The sequence below is a fragment of the Vibrio fortis genome (genome assembly GCF_024347475.1).
Taxonomy (GTDB): domain Bacteria; phylum Pseudomonadota; class Gammaproteobacteria; order Enterobacterales; family Vibrionaceae; genus Vibrio; species Vibrio fortis.
Window position 1 is genome coordinate 1,595,291 of the sequence record NZ_AP025488.1, and the last position, 19,400, is coordinate 1,614,690.

18 protein-coding genes and 1 pseudogene are annotated in these 19,400 nt (G+C 37.2%); 2 read left to right on the forward strand and 17 right to left on the reverse strand.

What is annotated here, in order from left to right:
• Window positions 1-23: 23 nt before the first annotated feature.
• From OCV50_RS21495 to OCV50_RS21555, 13 genes and pseudogenes are all read right to left on the reverse strand, one after another.
• The gene (locus OCV50_RS21495) at window positions 24-650 is read right to left on the reverse strand and encodes a hypothetical protein (RefSeq protein WP_261904630.1); all 627 of its coding nucleotides are present in this window, start codon (window positions 648-650) and stop codon (window positions 24-26) included.
• Window positions 651-865: 215 nt separating this feature from the next.
• A complete protein-coding gene (locus tag OCV50_RS21500) occupies window positions 866-1,207 on the reverse strand; it encodes a hypothetical protein (protein ID WP_224067456.1) in 342 nt (113 codons plus the stop codon).
• Window positions 1,208-1,383: 176 nt separating this feature from the next.
• Window positions 1,384-2,148 carry a hypothetical protein gene (locus OCV50_RS21505; RefSeq protein ID WP_224067457.1) on the reverse strand — a complete coding sequence of 255 codons (765 nt, stop codon included), beginning with the start codon at window positions 2,146-2,148 and terminating at the stop codon, window positions 1,384-1,386.
• A gap of 137 nt (window positions 2,149-2,285) precedes the next feature.
• Window positions 2,286-3,044, reverse strand: coding sequence for a hypothetical protein (locus OCV50_RS21510; protein WP_261904631.1), 759 nt, complete (start codon window positions 3,042-3,044; stop codon window positions 2,286-2,288).
• Between the two features lie 9 nt (window positions 3,045-3,053).
• The gene (locus OCV50_RS21515; RefSeq protein ID WP_261904632.1) at window positions 3,054-3,662 is read right to left on the reverse strand and encodes a GNAT family N-acetyltransferase; all 609 of its coding nucleotides are present in this window, start codon (window positions 3,660-3,662) and stop codon (window positions 3,054-3,056) included.
• Between the two features lie 90 nt (window positions 3,663-3,752).
• A complete protein-coding gene (locus tag OCV50_RS21520; RefSeq protein WP_261904633.1) occupies window positions 3,753-4,319 on the reverse strand; it encodes a GNAT family N-acetyltransferase in 567 nt (188 codons plus the stop codon).
• 85 nt (window positions 4,320-4,404) lie between these two features.
• Window positions 4,405-4,920 (reverse strand): hypothetical protein, encoded by a 516-nt coding sequence (locus OCV50_RS21525; protein WP_261904634.1) that lies wholly within the window; start codon window positions 4,918-4,920, stop codon window positions 4,405-4,407.
• A 557-nt stretch (window positions 4,921-5,477) separates the two neighbouring features.
• Window positions 5,478-6,995 (reverse strand): hypothetical protein, encoded by a 1,518-nt coding sequence (locus OCV50_RS21530; protein WP_261904635.1) that lies wholly within the window; start codon window positions 6,993-6,995, stop codon window positions 5,478-5,480.
• Between the two features lie 14 nt (window positions 6,996-7,009).
• A complete protein-coding gene (locus tag OCV50_RS21535) occupies window positions 7,010-8,017 on the reverse strand; it encodes an RCC1 domain-containing protein (RefSeq protein ID WP_261904636.1) in 1,008 nt (335 codons plus the stop codon).
• A gap of 154 nt (window positions 8,018-8,171) precedes the next feature.
• Window positions 8,172-9,488 carry a hypothetical protein gene (locus OCV50_RS21540; RefSeq protein ID WP_261904637.1) on the reverse strand — a complete coding sequence of 439 codons (1,317 nt, stop codon included), beginning with the start codon at window positions 9,486-9,488 and terminating at the stop codon, window positions 8,172-8,174.
• A gap of 186 nt (window positions 9,489-9,674) precedes the next feature.
• Window positions 9,675-10,415 (reverse strand): hypothetical protein, encoded by a 741-nt coding sequence (locus OCV50_RS21545; protein ID WP_261904638.1) that lies wholly within the window; start codon window positions 10,413-10,415, stop codon window positions 9,675-9,677.
• A 14-nt stretch (window positions 10,416-10,429) separates the two neighbouring features.
• Window positions 10,430-12,397 (reverse strand): recombinase family protein, encoded by a 1,968-nt coding sequence (locus tag OCV50_RS21550; protein WP_261904639.1) that lies wholly within the window; start codon window positions 12,395-12,397, stop codon window positions 10,430-10,432.
• A 58-nt stretch (window positions 12,398-12,455) separates the two neighbouring features.
• Window positions 12,456-12,575: pseudogene (locus tag OCV50_RS21555) on the reverse strand (OsmC family protein); the annotation flags it as partial.
• A gap of 218 nt (window positions 12,576-12,793) precedes the next feature.
• On the opposite strand from OCV50_RS21555, the gene msrB reads away from it, so the two are divergent.
• Entirely contained in the window at window positions 12,794-13,936 is a 1,143-nt protein-coding gene (msrB, locus tag OCV50_RS21560; RefSeq protein WP_261904640.1) for a peptide-methionine (R)-S-oxide reductase MsrB, read from the forward strand.
• 62 nt (window positions 13,937-13,998) lie between these two features.
• Here the strand turns inward: msrB and OCV50_RS21565 are convergent, their stop codons facing one another.
• Window positions 13,999-15,366, reverse strand: coding sequence for a TrkH family potassium uptake protein (locus tag OCV50_RS21565; protein ID WP_261904641.1), 1,368 nt, complete (start codon window positions 15,364-15,366; stop codon window positions 13,999-14,001).
• A gap of 8 nt (window positions 15,367-15,374) precedes the next feature.
• Window positions 15,375-16,034 (reverse strand): potassium channel family protein, encoded by a 660-nt coding sequence (locus OCV50_RS21570; RefSeq protein ID WP_239840314.1) that lies wholly within the window; start codon window positions 16,032-16,034, stop codon window positions 15,375-15,377.
• Between the two features lie 280 nt (window positions 16,035-16,314).
• Between OCV50_RS21570 and OCV50_RS21575 the strand changes: the two genes are divergently transcribed.
• A complete protein-coding gene (locus OCV50_RS21575; RefSeq protein WP_261904642.1) occupies window positions 16,315-17,430 on the forward strand; it encodes a mechanosensitive ion channel family protein in 1,116 nt (371 codons plus the stop codon).
• A 71-nt stretch (window positions 17,431-17,501) separates the two neighbouring features.
• Here the strand turns inward: OCV50_RS21575 and OCV50_RS21580 are convergent, their stop codons facing one another.
• Window positions 17,502-17,915: a hypothetical protein gene (locus OCV50_RS21580; protein WP_261904643.1), complete on the reverse strand. Its 414-nt coding sequence runs from the start codon at window positions 17,913-17,915 to the stop codon at window positions 17,502-17,504.
• A 175-nt stretch (window positions 17,916-18,090) separates the two neighbouring features.
• Window positions 18,091-19,143: a 3-deoxy-7-phosphoheptulonate synthase AroG gene (aroG, locus tag OCV50_RS21585; protein ID WP_150868654.1), complete on the reverse strand. Its 1,053-nt coding sequence runs from the start codon at window positions 19,141-19,143 to the stop codon at window positions 18,091-18,093.
• Window positions 19,144-19,400: the final 257 nt, after the last annotated feature.

Here is a 19,400-nt window from a genome sequence, read left to right on the forward strand (position 1 = left end):
AAATAAAAATGCTCAAATAAAATTCAAAAGTGAAACAAACATAGAACTACTATCAAAAAGCTAAGAACCGTTATAATCCTTTTCCTCTGCTTTGACTGTCCATCTTTCATGCCATTTATCAGATAATCTCTTGCTTCGAAATTGTAGAGATACTTCATTTCAACTTGCTTAATCAACCTCGCATTGTCATCTGGGTTTTCTCTAAGTCGTTTTAGTTCTGACAAGCTTTGTTCGATTTGGTTGTTGAAGTCTTTTATTTGGCTTTTATTGTTTAATGCATTGACAGTAGACTTACCTAAAAGAACCCTCTTAAAGCCTCCATTTCGATTAGATGTCATGCTTTTTTCAGAGATCTCTTTTAGCATACCTACTTCATCAACTAACTCATTCATCTTATCAACCAGTACATCTAACGCATCTATGAGCTTCTGACGCTCTTCAATACAGATTTGTATTGATACCTTTGCTTGCAGTTCTTCATCACCATTTGAAGCTTTAAGATAGTCTTTGAAAAAGCTTTGAATCATTGTGTTGAAACGCTTGATTTCAATCTTAATCTCTAACGCTTGTTGCTTTCCATCTTCCAACGTTTTGCTGTTCAAATGATCGACAAAAGCGTTACCTGTTATGTTTATTTTGTCTAATTCCATTGTAATTCCTCCATATTTTCATTAAAGCATTACAAAGAAAATAGTCAAAGAATCAGCAGTTTATAGATGATGACAGTTGTTGAAATGTCATATAGATAAAGGGATTTCCTTTCTGTAATCGCCTGGTCGAGTACCTGAAAATTACAAAATGTAATTTTGAGTATCTTGTGTAGACATGACTTGAAACTTACAAAATGTAAGGATTAGATAGTCGCCTACAAATCAGCTTGTTTTAGAGCTTCTTGTTTCGCTCTCTCACAGCCCTTTAAAGCAGAATCAGTGTTAAGCCATGCTTGGCTTTTGTTTTTTATAGGATCGTAGGGATAGCCGTTGAAACACTTGTATGATGTAGGTATGGACCCTCTGCCAGATACATAAGAAAAACTCTGTTTTAAAAACCAGATTCCTGTAGATGAGTAATGAATCGTCTGATAAACCTTTGCCACTTTCACAGTGTTTTGTTCATCAGAGTAGGTGTAGAACGTCCTATTATATTCAGAGCAATGAGCGTGAACGCTCATCATCACTGATACAACAACTATGATTTTCTTAAACATAAATACCTCCGAATTTTCTGTATGATTCTCTTACACAGATAACATAGAAAAGGCATTAGGCAAGCCGAGAGAGGTTGTATCACCTAATCCTTACAGTTTGTAAGAATTAGGTCTTTTGGAAGTGAGATACTGAAAATTACATTTTGTAATTTTGAGGTACTGAACGTTAAAAACGCTTATGCTGCGGATTTTATTTCAGGTGTTGTTAGTTTCTTATTGAATGCTTGAATCGTAAACATAGAGCGAATGAGTAATGCAGATTCAATGTGTTCTTGCGAACCAAACGTTTTTCTAATCTCTTGATTTGTTATCAATGCTGGAACATCACAGCCCATGATTTTAGTCCTCTTGGTTATGCCCTTTAACGCAAAATGTTCATATTCAAGCAAGGCATCATGGTTGTAAACAAGATAGGAGATTGGAAAATTGATATGTAGATAGTTGTTGTACTCGATTTGGATGACGACCACTTTACATGCAAATGAATCCAGATCATTCAAAACAAGTGCAACTTCTTTAGACTGTCTCTTTTGTTTAAACTCTTTTAGCTTTGAGAGTACAAGCGCACCTGTCCCACAGGCAATATCACTAACATATGAGATATCCTTTACGTCAGTATCAACATCCATCATTTGGCTTACTGCATAACTCAATGGTGTGGGTGTTAAGTGCTGACAATGCTTATCTCTTCTGCCGTTTTTCAATACGTTTATATGAGCCATTAATTCACCTAACGTATCTCTGAATGGTTTTCGTTTGATTTCGTTAAGATAAACAGTTGTTAACTCACCGACAGACCGAGCATAGCTATCGTATTTCGCATTAGATATTCCTCTGATGACATACATGTATTGCATATCGACAAAAATTTCAAACATACGTTGAACATTGATTTTATGATGCTTTGCATGTTTCTCTAATGCTTTGTGTAATTTTTTCATAGTCTATCTCCAATTTATTTTTAAATTTTATTTTTTATAGAGATAAACTGAATTGTTTATCTCATATTTTTGAAATGATGCATTTCATTTTTCATAACTCTTTTAGTTAATAAACGAGTGTATTTATCTCACATACATTAACCAGAAATGTAGTTGATTTTTATTTTCGTGTTGCAACATTCACATTCAAAAAATTGTTTAGAGCTGTCTACATCAGACTCAAACAAATCAGGCAAAAGTTCATAGTTAGGATTATCACAACAATGAAAATCAGGCATTTCATGATTTACATTACCTATACCAATTGAAGTTATAACGATGTCACTTTCTGAACTAACGACAGTCCAAGATTCAAAGTCATATTCAATGCTATGTTTTTTCTCACATTTATCACAAATGTAAGTGCTTTTGACAAACTCAAAGTAAACATCATCTTCTGATTCATGATTCCATTCATCATGACAACATTCACACTTAGAACTTTCGTTAAAACTTGATTCGTAGTCCTCTTGCATAGCTTCAATCCATTCATCTAATGCAGTTGTATTAAACGTTTTTGCTCTTTTTCTGATTGCCATACCAGTGATTTCAGTATCAAGTGAAGCTTCTAAAACGTTGAGAAGTGTGGTTCTTATAAAAACACCTAACATCGTCTGTTTAAAATCGATTCCCATGTTGTGGTAAACAACACTTACAACTGCGTACATCGCTTTTATGTCTGATGTTGTGATGGTTTTTTCATAGTCGATTAGCTGTATAAAACCGTTAGTAACAATTCGTTGCTGTACTGTAAGACAGTTAAGCTCCTCAAAGCATCCCAATGCTTCTCTGAACTGAATCAGATCCTCTTGTGATTCAATTACTTCACTTAAGGTTTTGGTTTGATTTAATTTCATAATTTACTCCTACGCTGCTTTCTTCTGTTGATCCATCATCATGCATACAGCTTTCATCATGTCTGCGGTCATATCTTCTTCTGCTATACCAGAAAATGCACATAACTCTTCTCTTGTATAACTACTATCTTCTCCTGCAAGTTCATTAAGTTTTTGCAGATCTTCTTCTGAAACAAGATGATTATTGTTTGGTGTTAATCCTGTCACTAATCGATTAAAACCGAATTGTTCATAGAAGTATCTAATGTCATGATCTTGATTTTTATCAATTTCAATCAGAATTGGTTTATTTTGTTTTTTCGCATAATCCAAATACTTTTTAATCAATGCTTTAGCGATACCTAATCCTCGTTTAGTTTGTTTGACATACAAACCACTAATTATAATTGCTTGGTCAGTATTTTGTGCTAAAAGCCCATAAACCAACTTTCCTCTTGCATCCTTTTTAATAATTGTCTCACTATCATAACGTGCTGTTTTTCTTGCTTCCTCAAATTGCTTTTGAAGAGCGTTTTGATAATGCTTAATCTCATTTTCTGTCATGCCTTCACAAAACTCTCTTGAAATTAATTTTTGAGCAAAAACGTTGTTTACTTGAATGTTTTCTTTGATTTTCATAATTACCTCTTTTTGGAATTTAAATTGTTAAGTTTTAGTTATCCCTGCCCTTTTTCAGACATAGATTTTAATTTTTATATTATTTGAATATTAAGCAGCTAAAAGATGTGCTGCTTTAATGTTTGATACTGTGTTTGGGTAAACCATTGCGTTTTCAGCATTTTGATTATCTTCAATTCTTGACAAAGATTTTTCATCACACATAAATAACGAATCACCACCACCATCAACATTATCAAAAACTAATCCATAACCAACGCTGTTATAAAAATTAGAGACATCAGCAGCTTCATTACGATTTACAAGAACAAAACTTGGTTTACCAGTCATTGACTCTATGTGTCTGACTTGACGAGCCATTATTGTACCAAGACCCTGATTTTGATATTTTCCCGTCACAACCATATAGTTGATTTTGAATGCATCATCATATTCTTTTAGTACAAAACCACCAATAAAACTCCCATCCATAAAAACACTATGCGTATAAAAATCACAATTACGCAGTATGTTTTCTTTACAAAGAAATGCCAGATTTTCTACCACTTGCTCTTCAACGTTTCCTTCAAAACCAGTTTGAACGAGATACTCACTGATAACTTTTTCTGCAGCTTCATAATCATTTTCTGTAAAAGTAGTAGTTAGTTCTTCAATCATAATTTTTTTCCTCTTATTGATTTTTGATTACACGAACCCCTGTCTTATCTCAGACATAGATTCATTTTTATTTTATGTGATTGGTTTAGCTGGCTTTTTGAAGCTCAACTTTTTCAGAAATTAGCTGTTCAAGATTCAGCAACATCATTACCAAGCAGACACGTTGAATCTCTTCAAATAAGCCAAATCGCTCATTACCTACAAAGTAGTTTTTGTGTTGGTTGACGAATGCAGCAAGGACACCGAACAACACTAAGTCAGTGTGTTCTTCTATATCAGATAAGCCTCGATACTTCGCTACACACGCACCAGATAGAGCTGGCTGCAGTATTCTTGCTGAAATGATGTGTTGAGACATAGCTTGCCTAACCATGTCTTCACAAAAAGGCATGATTTCGTCATTAGAGATGACAAGGTTTTTGATAACTTCAACCGATTGTTTGAAATTGTTGTGAAACACGATATTTGTATAGCTCTTCAACAACTCGGAAGTTGATGAAATTAAATATGTGTATTTTGAATCACTCTCTACATGTGATTGCATGAGAGTGTTGATGTCAGTCGTTAGTTGACCAATAGTTTTAGTTTTGTGTTGATTCATATCTCTTTCCTCCTATTAGTTATTTAGAGAGAAAGAGCAATATTCCTGTAGTGATAGTTAATGACGTTTTTTCTTATTCTTATATGAGTAAGTAATTTTGTTATTAATCTGTTTCCGTATTAATTGCTCGTTTTCATTCAACGAGGAAAATAATATCACTAATTAAAATTCTTAGTCAACGTGATGATACAGCAAACCAACTCAACAATCAAACTTACAATTAAAATAAAAACCAATGTTTTATCTTATTGATTTTAATAGAAAAACAACAAAATCAATGCACTTTACAGCATATAAAATAAATAATGGATTTTTAAATTAAGAATTAAATTCTACAAATTAGTTTATCATTATTGTATATAAGAATAAAAAACTGAGATATTTTTAACTTCAGGACCATCACCTGGTTTTTTTATCAAAAAAAAACCCTCTGGCTATTTTTTAGTCAGTAAATATAAGGAATTCTACGTGATCTAAATCACATTGTGCCTTTCGGCAAGTTTAATCAGATACAAAAAAACACTCATTAAGAGTGCTTTTCTTATTCTTTCTATTCATCAACAAGCTTTTACTTCATGTTCAAACACTAAATCGATTCCATCAAAAGACTGTTTTACTTGATTGATACAGCCACTCACACCACTTTCAATGCCAGCCGTTGATCTAATTAATACAGAACCGTGTGATTGTCCGTTTTTAAGCTCTTGATTAATCGTAAATCCTTGGTGTTTTGTAGAGTTACTTCTAAACGAATCTAAGTGAACCTCTCCACCATCAACATTAATAATGTGTTGGACGTTGGCTGTGTTGCTCATCGTGAACGTGTTGCCACTGTTAGACGTTGTGAATTCCCCCTTTACATCAACAATGTTTGAGCCACTACTCATAGCGTTATAGATTGTTAAACTGCCATTACTCATGTGTACAGAAGAACCAGAATCAATCTCTATAATCGTATCGCCTTTGCTACTTGCTGTTTTTTCCTTGATATCAGCATTCACAAGCAGCTCAGAGCCGATAAGATTGAACATAGAATTAAAACTATTACTGACATTAAATTGAAGCTTATCAGACAAGTTCAAGCGACTATTCAGAAGGTTTATGTGATTGGCAAAGTAGACGTTTGTAAATGTGTCATCTAAATAAACCTCGCTATTATTTGCAGTAAAACCACCAAATGAGATGTTTTTGAAACGAACATCACTATTGTTTACTTCAAAATGTGTCGCTTTTGTATTCATTCTCAGTGATGATGAGTAAACATCTAAATCAACATTTTCAAGTTCAAGTGTTTGATTAGATAATAAATTCCCATTTAGATTTATAATAATTTTTGTTCGACCATTCTTACTAATTAAGTAATCACTTGTTAAAGTTAGATCATCAGTTAGGTTTAAAAGATATCCTCTGTTTGTTTTATCATTTTCTAATAGAGTAAAAATTGTTGAAGCAGTTGCATTGTCAACATTCAAGCTTAACGTAGTATCAGATAAATCTAATGTGTTATGCGTTTCAATTTCATCTTTTGTAATAGCTTTAACCTTTGCATTGGTTAAGTAGAAAGCCCCAACATCAGAATCATATTTAACGTCATTACAGCTTACTACTGACTCTTCAAACTTAGAGATGATAAACGCTGATACTTCTGGTGCTCCTGCATTTACAGGTGGTAAATCACTTCTGGTTGCGTAATCAACACCATCAATCTCTGTTGTTAAAACTTCATAAGAACTACCATCATTTTGCTGTACTGTTTCAGTTTTGGTTGTTCCATCGTTCAACCCATAAGGACAATACTGATAGTAATGACCTCTCACGTTTCTTAGAGCAATACCAAAATCATTAGGTAATCTATGCTCATTGGTCATAGGTGTACCGAACGGCAATGCAAATTCATTTTGGTGTAAGATTGGTATAGCTGATTTGATAAGTTTCTTTTTGATAATCTCTAATTCTTGATCAATGCTATCCATCTCAGATGAGACAGATAGATTGTGATTCACCATCAACATGTTATAGCTAATGATTGTAAAGAATCCCAAGAAAATCATTATCATAACTATAATAGCAATCATAATGACCTCCCCTCTTATTCTGGATTATTTACGGTTAAAGTTGAGCCACCAAAAACACCATGCCCCTTCACATACAAATCATTTCCATCATCAGCTAAAAGTGTTGTATCTGAAATTGGCTCATGAGCCAGATTTACAAAATCACCTGATTCTTCCAACGTACATGACCTACCACAGAAATAAACATCACCATCTTTTAAACCTCTCCATGACTCAGCAGCCATTACAACCTGATCATATTGTCCTGAAACCGCTAACCTTTCTGTTCCATCATTCCTTACTTCGTAGACTCCATCACTCTTAACAAGATAATGACCTACTAAATCCTCACCGCCTGATACCCAGCCTTTATGCCATGTTCCGTAATTGTCTCTATAATAAAGTTCGCCTGACGTATCGATGTAAAAGATATTGTCACTATCGTAAGCCGAAATGTCTTTTACATTGGATGCAATAACTGTCCAAGAGTTGCTTTGTACAGCCCAAAGATTATTTGATGAATCAATTGCGAAGAACTCTCCATTACCAGCTTCTACCTGTTTGAAACTTCCTGATTGAACAACTTTCCAAGTATGGAAATCATTTTCAGTACCATCACCTAAACGTCCACCCCAATTTGCTCCTGTTGCAAGTAAATCTCCTGTTGAATTTATTAGTATTGAGCCACCACCGCTTGCAGCTACATCAACATAATCACCAGTTGCGACTTTTGACCAATCGTTTAACTTTGCGGTTGAACCATTACCAAAATTACCCATTTGGTTATCACCGATAGCCCATAAATCACCGTTTTTATCTATTGCAAATGCACCATCATAAACACCGTATATGTCTTTATATCTTGCCGTACCTGATGGATCTGGTTGTGGTGGTGTACCACCATCAATTTCACCAATAACGATACTCTCTGGTGGATTTGCTTCACTTCCTACACTTCCATCTATAACTGATACAAATCCTGCATTTACTGATAAACTTGTTGTTGCTGCGACAATTGATAATGTAATTAATTTAATATTCATTTTAATACTCCTTGTTTATTTTATTCATACTATTTATTTAACATGGAGATAAATGATTGCAAATTATTCAAAAATGACTTTGTGTTTTTGCCATTACTTAAATGAAAAATATTTTTTTGTACGCATAAAAAAACACTCGTTAGAGTGTTTAATTTTATGGTCTTCTTTTTCTTCTGGATTTTGCTTCTTTTCGTAGCTCACCTAAATTATAACCTTTATCTTCAAGTGAATCTCTTAACTCGTAATCCAGTTCTGACACATCAATCGATTCATATTTATTATTCGATTTTTTGTAGAATCGACAATCTTCATTATTTCGATTTTGAACAACTAACAAATTGCCGTTTAGCTCATGTTTATAGCCAAATGCTCTTAAAACATGCTCTACTTTTTCTGCAGACATTTTAGTTAAATGGTTCTCTTTTCTCTGGCCATCTACATTGTAGTGTTGCTCTCTCATGTCTTCATGGTAGTGGTTGAATGAGACTAACGAACCAACAACATCACTGTCCTGAATCTCTGTCATTGGACAAACATATACTGGTATTCCTTGTGATGATACTCGACAAGCGACATCACCATGTTTAAGAGATTCTTCTTGGATTTTTACTAATGACAACTCTCTAACCTTGTCTAACACCTCTGCTTCTAAAAGCTTTAAATCATCATGACTAAAATTCAAACGTTCAAACTCAGGGGAAGGTTTAAATTCACCCATAATTTGATCATAGTAAATTGCAGCAACACCACTTTCACCATCTTCATCAGCATTAAAATACTGAACATGGATTTGAACAGTTTCACCTCCATTCTCCATTACTTCTCTTGTGATCTCATCAATACAAAGATACTCATGCTTAAAATTAAGGGTATAATCTGATTCAAATATGTCTAAATCTTCAATCTCATCAATGCTCTTTATAGCAATTCCAGTAGGTTTTGAAATGTAAGCTTTATCATCAGCAAAAACTATGTATTCAGCCTCAGAACTAATTCCAGCTTTTTCAATAGAAGTTTTATCACGGTCTGATAACTTGTAACTTCTATTGGTTTGTAATTTTTCCATCACTTCTACTGTTTTTTCGATGTTTTTGTTAAAAATCAATGCTGACGAGATATCATGGTAAAGTTCAGTCATAATTTCATTTTGAACCTCATACTCAACAGTTGTCTTAACTTTTGATTCGTTAAACAATAAAGTGCCAAACGCCATACCTTCGCCTAAATTCAGATCTTGATAAACTGAATCTATCAATCCTGAATCTTCTACAAGAGATTGATATGTCATTTCTGGATTCTTTATTTTCATTTTAACTAAATCATCAATTGTCTCGTTAAACTTAAATAAAAACCTACTATTTTTAGAGATTTCATTTGCCAGATCTGGAATTGATGTGGATTTAATTAAATTTTTAACAATATTTTTCTTGCACTTTTCAAGATTGTTGATTTGATTTTCATTTTGAATCATTACTAAACTCCTTTTTTGATTTGATTATAAATATTTTACCATATTTACAATTATCAAAAAGAAAACCACCGTTAAGTGATTTTGGAGAGTGTAATTTTTCCTTTTACTTAATGGATATTCACTAATAACATTTTTTCATCAGACATAAAAAAACCAGTGAAGCACTGGTTTTTAAAATCATTATTTCTATCTACTATAACCAGATAACCTTGCTATCTCATCATCTTTTTCTCGTATCAAGTTTTCTAAGCGTTTCATATAAAAGTGGTATAGCGATTCGTTGTAAAGAATCACATCGCTGGACATTTTAATATCATTATTATCAACAAATGATTTTGCTTCTACAACAGACGAAAAGCGTAAAGCTTTGCTTATTTTTTCATTCCAGCCAGTATCTTTACTGAAAAATGAGAAGTCTTTTTTAGACATATCACAGATAACAATTTCACTATCACTCAGAGCTTGATTCATATCTCTAACATTACCTAACTTTCTGGTAAATGCATGATACTCTGAACGTGCTTTTTTCAATGCTTCTTTATCATCTACCGCCAAATCTTGAACGACAGACAACCAATCATCTTTTAGTTCTACCAGACCACTTGCTGTTTCAATAACAGCAGAATCAACACGCTTCATCAGAATTGTTAGCTCATCGAGATTGTCTAACTCATCGATGTCACGCTTATAAACCTCTTCAAAAGGTTCGTCATAGTTGATGAGTAAGCAAGTATCTGAGAATGAATCTAACTCAATTTCGCTTTTTGAGATTAAGTCTGAAACTTGTTCCAGATCTCTTAAAAGTGACTGTTTACCATTGGCTTTACGCTTAACAACCACAATATCTTTTTCAGTAAAGTTCTGAATGTAGTTTTGAAACTCTAAACTTAGGTTTTCTGATTCTTTAAAAACAATAATTTGTGTCATATTTTTCATCACCTTTAAGTATGAATCTCATCTGCTTCGTCAAGTTGATGTTTAATCTTAAGATACTTTGCTGGATTCTCTTGATAGTATTTAGCCATATCTTCAAGTTTAGGGTATCTTCCACTCTCTAACCCATCGATATAATCAGGTGGAAGTATAACTGTTTCAGAAAAATCAACTGAATCGATTTTCACGGTATCTTGATATGGCAAAATGTTATAAATTTTATCTGTTAGTTTTTCATGTACTGGTATTAACCTATGAACTCCATCCAAAAATTGGATAGAAATCATGTGATAACCAAATGGATTTTCTTCTGTATCCCTATAAACAACAGTCATGTGTTTAACTATTTTGTTTAATTCTACATTAAATCTTTGTCTTATTTCATCATCAGCATTTTCATCTAAGGTTAACTCAATCAATTCCTTTAATGAATTATCACCAGTTGACATCGAAATCTGATTTTGCAATTTCATTGTAGATGTTTCTATCAAATCTAATTCTTGAAAGATCTTTTTCAGTTCATTTTCTTTTGCAAGATAATCTTCCTGAACTTTTTCCAGAAGTGAAGGGATTTTTATGCTACCTATATTAGTCACCAATTGAGCAATTTCAGCTTCGAGTTCAGATTTTTGAACTTGCAAAGGTATCTTTTTTTTCTCTAAGTCATTCAACGAACTTTCAAGCGCACTATCATTGTTCTGATTAGAGATGATTTTATTGATATTTAACCCCTTGCAAAATTGAAGTAAGTTATGTTCAAACACGCCATGTTTAATCACTTTCGCTTTACACAGTCCCTCTCTTGAAAGATTACATCTTAGGTAGACGTTTTTTCTGTCTTTTGCCTTGATATATGTACTGTTGCAATGAGGGCATCTTAGAATGCCTTGTGCGAGGTTTTTAATCCCTTTATTCGGTTTAATACCTTTTGAACGCCTTTCACCCATCAAACTACGAATATAAGCAGCTTGGCTTTCAGTCATGAGTGCTGGATAGTAATTCTTTAAAACAGCAATTTCTTTACGCACACGCTTTCCAAGATGCTTCTCAGGGTATTTACCTTGTTCAACATCATCTTCAGTTGGGTAGTACGATTCCGTTAAAAGATAATCACCTTTAACTGTTGAGATCTCAGAGTTAAACAAACCACTGTAAGCTGCTGCTCTAAAGTGTCTTGTTTTTCGATTTGCCTTTTTAAGCTTTGGTTTAAGCGTTCCTTTATCAATTTCATCATTTAAAAGACGCACAGATCTGGTCATTCCGTTACCGTCTAATAGCTTTTCTATCAGAAAATCCATAACCTTTTTATTTTCAGGAATGAAATCGTAGCCACGACCATCTTTCTTAGCTGTTAACCAGAACGGACACATTGCAGTTGCATTTTTGGGACGTTCCAAACCTTCTCTTTCTTCTTCTGGTAAAGTGAAGTAATTAAGCAAATCTTCACGTTTTTTTTCCCATGATTTACGTGAACGGTACTCTTTCATAAGAGATTCGGAGTGAGAACGTTGTAAGCTTATCAAAGCCATGAAGAGGTCCATCATCCCATGTGTCGAGTCGATAGATTTTTTTGAATAGATTTTCTTTTCACCATCAGCCAAAACCACAATGTTTGTGTATTCGAGTAATTCAGTGAAGATTTGTGTTGATTTGAAAGGTCCTGTACGAGTTATACGGTCTAAGCTTTCAACGATAAGATAGGTGTTTATCTCACCATCTTCATTGAACTTTTTCTTAATCTCACCCGATTTGAATTTTTTGATGGTTTGGCTGAAAGAGCCAAGTGTGAGGTTCAATCCTCGGTAAGCACTTACACCCAAGTCTTTCAGTGAAATGACTTCATTTAAGTCAACTTCATGTTCTGCACAAAACTTCTCTACGAACTTTCTGTTGATCTCACTTTGTCGATATTCTGATAGACCTTCCGCTTGTTGTTTACTGGAATATCGTAGATAAGTAATGATGGTTGGCTTCACTGAAATACTCGCTAAGTCGCTGTGTTTTCAGTATTTTAGCTTACTGCACTTATATTGCAACCATCTCCATTGGACTTGGAGCTGTGGCACCGCCGCTACCGTCCATTACGATAGAATGACCAGATTGAGATTGACCCAGAAACTTAAAACCTTCTACCCATTTAACTTCTGCTTTCATGTTTTTCCTTAATCGAGCGACAAGCACTCATCATGGTTATACAACTACATAAGCGCCACCCTACTACTGGTCGTTTTGAAGAGCAAGTTGTGCTGTATAAACGCGTTCAATTTAATTACGAAATATTTTTTTAGTGAATAGTGTAATTTTTTCCATCGAACTCCTGTCTCTATTCGTACATTCAGCATCGAATGAGTAAACGTCAAGATGAGGTATCTATGAAGAAATTATCTAAAATATTGGTTTCACTCGTGGTTGCATTACCACTGGTTTCACTATTTGTTAGCCAAACAGGCACAGCCAATACAATGGATAAAGCGGCACACTCAGGTAAAACCGAAGTTGCAACTTTAGCTGGCGGTTGCTTCTGGTGTACCGAGTCCGATCTTGAAAAGCTCAATGGGGTGATTGATGTTGTTTCGGGTTACTCAGGAGGGAAACTGGAAAACCCAACATACAAGCAAGTGGCGTCAGGCAAAACTGAACACATTGAGGTAATCAAAGTTGTCTATGACCCTAGTGTGGTTAACTATGAGCAAGTGCTTGACCAATTCTTTCGCCATATCGACCCGACCGACGACAAAGGTTCGTTCGTAGATCGTGGTCCTCAATATCGTCCAGCTGTTTTCTATCATGATGCTGAACAGAAAGAGATTGCTCAAAACTTCATGAATGAGATTGAAGAAGCAAACCTATTTGGTGCTCCTCTAAAAACTGAGTTGATTGAGTTTAAAAAATTCTGGCCAGCGGAAGATTACCACCAGGATTATTACAAAAAGAGCAAAGTTCGCTATAACTACTACCGCTATGCATCAGGCCGTGATCAATACCTAGACAAAATATTTGGTGATGATCGCCAAGAAAACCCACAAACGATTCGCCAAATATTAGATGGCAAAAACCAAGCTGCAAACGTGAAAGTTTACACTAAGCCTTCACAAGATGAGATCAAACAAAAGCTGACATCGCTGCAATACAATGTGACTCAAAAAGATGCAACTGAGCGCCCTTTCAATAATGAGTATTGGGATAACAAAGAAGAAGGCATCTATGTTGATATAGTAACAGGCGAGCCGCTTTTCTCGTCAAAAGACAAATATAAGTCAGGTACAGGTTGGCCGAGTTTCACGCAACCGATCAACGACAACTACATCGTAACAACAACCGATTACAAATTGCTTTATCCACGTACCGAAGTACGTAGCCGCTTTGGTGATTCACACCTTGGTCATGTGTTCAAAGATGGTCCAAAGCCCACAGGATTACGTTACTGCATGAACTCAGCCGCTATGCGATTCATTCCGGTCGAGAAGCTCGCTGAAGAGGGTTACGAAGAGTATTTAGAGATGTTTGAAGGGTAACCACCAGGCGCAAACAAAAGCCAGCGGAGACGCTGGCTTTTTCACCTTTATGCTTTCACTAGTTAACCCGTTAAAACGGTATCTTCTGGGTATTTCACTAATGAAGGCTCTGGTCGAGCTAACATGTAGGCTAAAGTTAATGGTCCTATTCGGCCAATGACCATCACAATGACCATAATGTACTTACCCGGTTCAGAAAGATTAGCCGTCAGCCCTGCGGTCAGACCAACAGTTGCAAAGGCTGATATCACTTCAAACATCACGCGATCAAACGCCGCTTTCTCCGTTAACATCAGCAAAAACATCGCTGTCGTCAACATGGCTCCACTGACCACGATAATTGCGAGTGATTTAGTCACCGCTTGCCAAGAAACGGTGCGCTTAAACATCACCACGTGTTTTTTCTGACGCAAGAAACTCCACGTCGCCACAAACGCCACTGCAAACGTCGATACCTTGATCCCTCCCCCGGTTGACGTTGAACCGGCACCGATTAGCATCAATACAATCATGACAAGCAGAGCGGGCTGAGTATAGTGAGTAAGGTCAACACTATTAAAACCTGCAGTACGAGCACTGGCTGATTGAAAGAATGCTGCCAGCCATTGACCGTTCGTTGTAAGTCCTTGCATCGTTTCACTATTATCGCGTTCTAATAACCAGAACAATACAGTTCCGACTAAAAGTAGCGTCGGAGTCGCTGTTAACATGATTTTGGTATGAAGATGCAGGTGATTAAAGCCACGACGCCAGTTCGAGGTGAGATCACCAATGACAGTAAACCCCAAGCCTCCAAAGATGAACAATCCAGCCAGGGTAAAAATAACCAGAGGGTCATCAACGAACGTCATCATGCTATCTGAAAACAGTGCAAAACCCGCATTGTTAAAAGCTGAAATAGCATGGAACAGAGCGTAAAAACTCCCTGTTGCCCATCCATATTCCGGAACCCAACGGAAACATAGAAGAGCAAAACCAATCAATTCAGCGATGAGTGCAAAGGCAATGATCTTTTTGACTAAGCTTCTGAGGTTCACACGTTTATCTTGCCCTAACGCCTCTTTGGCAAGTGCTTGCTGCTTCAAGCTGAGTCTCACACCAAACATATACAGCAGGACAGCAGACAAAGTCATTTGCCCGAGTCCACCAACCTGCATCAGAAACATTAATAAGATTTTTCCAGACAGGGTAAAGTGCGTTCCTGTATCTACCACACCTAACCCTGTAACACTAATGGCCGATGTGGCAGTGAAAAGCGCATCGGTGAATGATAGACCTGTAACGGAGAATACAGGCAGAGTAAGGAGCAGAGCCGAAGGAATAAGGACACCAAGAAAGCTAGTAAGGATAATCTTGGGCTCCGATCCCTTCTTAGGCTTATTGTCTGGCTTTAAGGTGTAGAACAGCCCTTTTCTATGAACTGAGTGCATAATCCGCCTTATGACAACGATTTAAGTCGATTAGCCAATAACTCTTTAGGCCCTGCAATGATAACCACGTCACCGATCTCTAAACTAATATCCAACTCTGGCGCTTTGACTAAGTTAGGGCCACGTTTGAAACCTAATACGTGAACCTCATTCTGCTGACAAAGCTTGAGATCAGAGAGTGGCCGCCCTAGCAGGTTGTGCCCAATAACGATTTCAGTCAGAGCAAGCTCACTACCTAGATCGATAAACTCTAGCACTCGTCTATCGAGCATCTTCCTCGCAACTCGGATACCCATATCTCGCTCGGGAAGAATGACATGGTCAGCCCCAATCTTGGCTAGGATCTTAGCGTGAAACTTATCGTTCGCCTTTACCCACACGGTTTTGGAGCCTGCCTCTTTCACAACGAGTGTAGTTAGAATGCTCGCATTCACATCCGACCCAATTGAAACCATGATCATGTCATATTCGTCCAATCGTAACTCTTTCACGGTTTGTTCACTGGTACAATTCGCCACAATACCTTGTGAAACAAAGGCTGCCGCTTCTTTAACTCGCTCTTCGTTAATATCCACCGCTAACACTTGCGCTCCAGAATCTTGAAGCTCTCTACATACTGCAAGCCCAAAACGTCCTAAACCAATCACAGCAAACTGTTTATCCGTCATAATTTCCTCTATCCTCATTGGTGAGGCGAAATAACAAATCATCAATAGCAACGCTAAGTAAATACCAATACTCAGCGTCTCATTCGGATTTTTTCCTAATCTCTTGATTTTAAAGGTAGAGAACAAATTCGATTTCTGCTAATTTCGGCCACATTATTTTTCTGTCATAGCAAGTAATTGCATAAAACTGCCGAGGAAAACGGTGGTGATACCTTTCGCCGAGCTTCTTGCTCACAGAACTTGCTAAGACACCCGTGTTATCACCGAGTGAACTCAAATCATGAACGACTTTTTTCAACAAGTTCAGACTTACATAAGTGCGAACCACCATGAGTGGAGTAGCAGCGTTCTATTCATCACCATTGCCAGCTTCTTCGCATGGGTCGCATGGCGAATTCTTCATAGTCGATTGGAAATTCTGGCCAAGAAAACCGCTTTCCATTGGGATGACTTGCTGCTCGATGCTTTGAAAACACCGATCAGCACCGTGTTGTGGTGTTGGCCTGGCACTGTTTCTTTGGGGTTAATACTTCAAGGGGAGTTTGGAGGTGAAATCAATTGGCTTAGAACCCTAAAGCACATCTTAATCATCTGTACCTTTGTTTGGTTCACTCTCAGAATGATCTCTAACAGCGAGGAGTACATCCTAGCTCAGAAGAAACGAGATGAAACGACAGTACAGGCCATCGCGAAAGTATTCCGTCTATTCTTTATGGTGATGGGTGCACTCACCATCATGCAAACCTTTGGGTTGAGTCTGTCAGGCCTTCTTACTTTTGGTGGTGTAGGTGGTTTAATCGTCGGTTTGGCGGCGAAGGACTTATTATCTAACTTCTTTGGCGGCATGATGATCTACTTCGATCGTCCATTCAAAGTCGGTGACTGGATTCGCTCTCCTGACCGTAAAATTGAAGGCACTGTAGAACGTATTGGATGGCGTATGACCATTATCAGAACCTTCGACAAACGCCCGATCTACGTGCCGAACTCTGTCTTCAGTAATATCGTTGTGGAAAACCCTTCACGCATGCTTAATCGTCGTATCAACGAAACCATCGGCCTGCGTTACGAAGACGCCGATAAAATGCAAGCGATTGTGGATGACGTAAAAACGATGCTAGAGAACCATCCAGATATTGATGCCAAGCAAACGCTCATCGTCAACTTTGACAAGTTTGGCCCTTCATCTCTGAATTTCTTTATCTACACCTTCACGAAAACGGTTAATTGGATTCGTTTTCACGAAGTTAAACAGGATGTGTTACTTAAAGTGCTTGAGATTGTGCACGCGCATAAAGCTGACGTCGCATTCCCAACACAAACCCTACACCTGCAGCAGGGAGTCGCCCATATTCCTGAACACGACGCGCCAAGCACGCCTGAAAGCAGTCTTTAAAGCAAAAGAGCCATACTATTACGTATGGCTCTTTGCTATTTGATGTTCTTCATCACTCGTTAGCTACCGAGCTATTTTAGTTGAATACTTGAGAAGGTTTCGTTAATCAATCCACTACCTGAGCGTTTCTTCATCGTGACTTTCACAGAACGCTTTGAATCCGCAACATCATAGCGTATTGCTTGTCCTAGAAACTTATCATTGCGTTTAAGTTCACGAGCTTCCAGCTTTACCGTTTGGTTTCCGCGATTGACCTTACAGCGGTAATCCCAATCGTTCTTGCCATCTTTTACGCTTAGTAGAATGCGTTGATTTGCATTGCCTGAAGTGGCTTTGATCCCGCGGGGTTTCTTATCAATTGCCAAAGCAAGGCCTGCTTTACACAGCTGCTCCGCAGTAAAACCCTGCGCCGCTTCTGCTGTAGATACGTTGAACGCAGCCAAAGCCACTAAAGCAATACGCGGAAGCACGAATTTTGTTTTCATTGATCAAACCCTTCAAGTTATCGAACATCATTTTATTTAACCATCACCAATACGGTAAGTCAACGGTTTATGGTATACCTATATTTTAAAAAAAGCGGTTCTCGACTTTTCTAGGTCAGAAAACAAAAAAACCTTGCTGCGAGACAGCAAGGTTTTTGTTATTCAGCCAACAATATTACTTGTTACGACGACTCTCAACTGCATCCGCCAGCTGACGCAAAACAGTTTCTGTGTCTTCCCAACCAATACAAGCATCAGTGATTGATTGACCGTAAGTTTCTACCTTGCCATCAACAAGATCTTGGCGACCTTCAACTAGGTGTGACTCAATCATCACACCGAATACAGCAGCATCACCGCCAGCGATTTGTGCGCTAACGTCGTCTGAAACATTCAATTGACGCTTAAATTGCTTAGAACTGTTTGCGTGGCTGAAATCAATCATCACTTTTTGTGGCAGACCTGATGCTTCAAGTTCTTGTTTGATCTTAGCTACGTGCTCTGCGCTGTAGTTTGGCTCTTTACCTCCACGCAGAATAATATGACAGTCTGGATTACCTGCAGTTTCTACGATAGCAGAGTGACCGTATTTAGTTACAGATAAGAAGTGGTGAGATGAGCTCGCAGAACGAATAGCGTCGGTCGCGATCTTGATGTTGCCATCAGTGCCATTCTTAAAGCCAACTGGGCAAGAAAGACCAGATGCTAGCTCACGGTGAACTTGTGATTCCGTTGTTCGAGCGCCAATTGCACCCCAGCTGATCAAATCCGCTACGTATTGTGGCGTGATCATATCTAGGAATTCACTTGCGGTTGGCATACCCATGTCTGTTAGGTCTAGCAGAAGTTTACGGCCCATACGCAAGCCGTCATTTAGCTTAAACGTGTCATCCATGTATGGGTCGTTGATTAGGCCTTTCCAACCGACTGTAGTACGTGGCTTCTCAAAGTAAACACGCATTACGATTTCTAGACGATCACCCAGCTCATCACGCAGTACTTTCAAACGCTTGCCATACTCAAGTGCCGCTTCTGGATCGTGAATAGAACACGGACCAACGATCACAAGCAGGCGATCATCTTTATCTTCCAAAATATTATGAATCGCTTTACGGCTTTCAAAAGTTGTAGAAGAAGCAACTTCTGTCGCAGGAAACTTTTCTAGTACCGCAACAGGGGGTAATAACTCTTTTACTTTATTAATTCGTACATCATCTGTTTGAAACATTGCTTACTTCTTCCTATTTCTATCCTTGAGCCGAGTGTACATTTTGTGTGCACAATTTTTACATCGGCGCTTATCGTCTTGTTCCCTGTAACTTATCTAGGAAAAACGAGAGTTTCAATCACTAATTTAAAAAAAACGCAATTTTTTTTATGTTTTACATTAAAAACACTTCGTACAATTAATTTTACATCGCAATTAAGCAATTATTTTACAGACACTTAGAAGACAATCAGCTTTACTACCATCAATATTTGAAT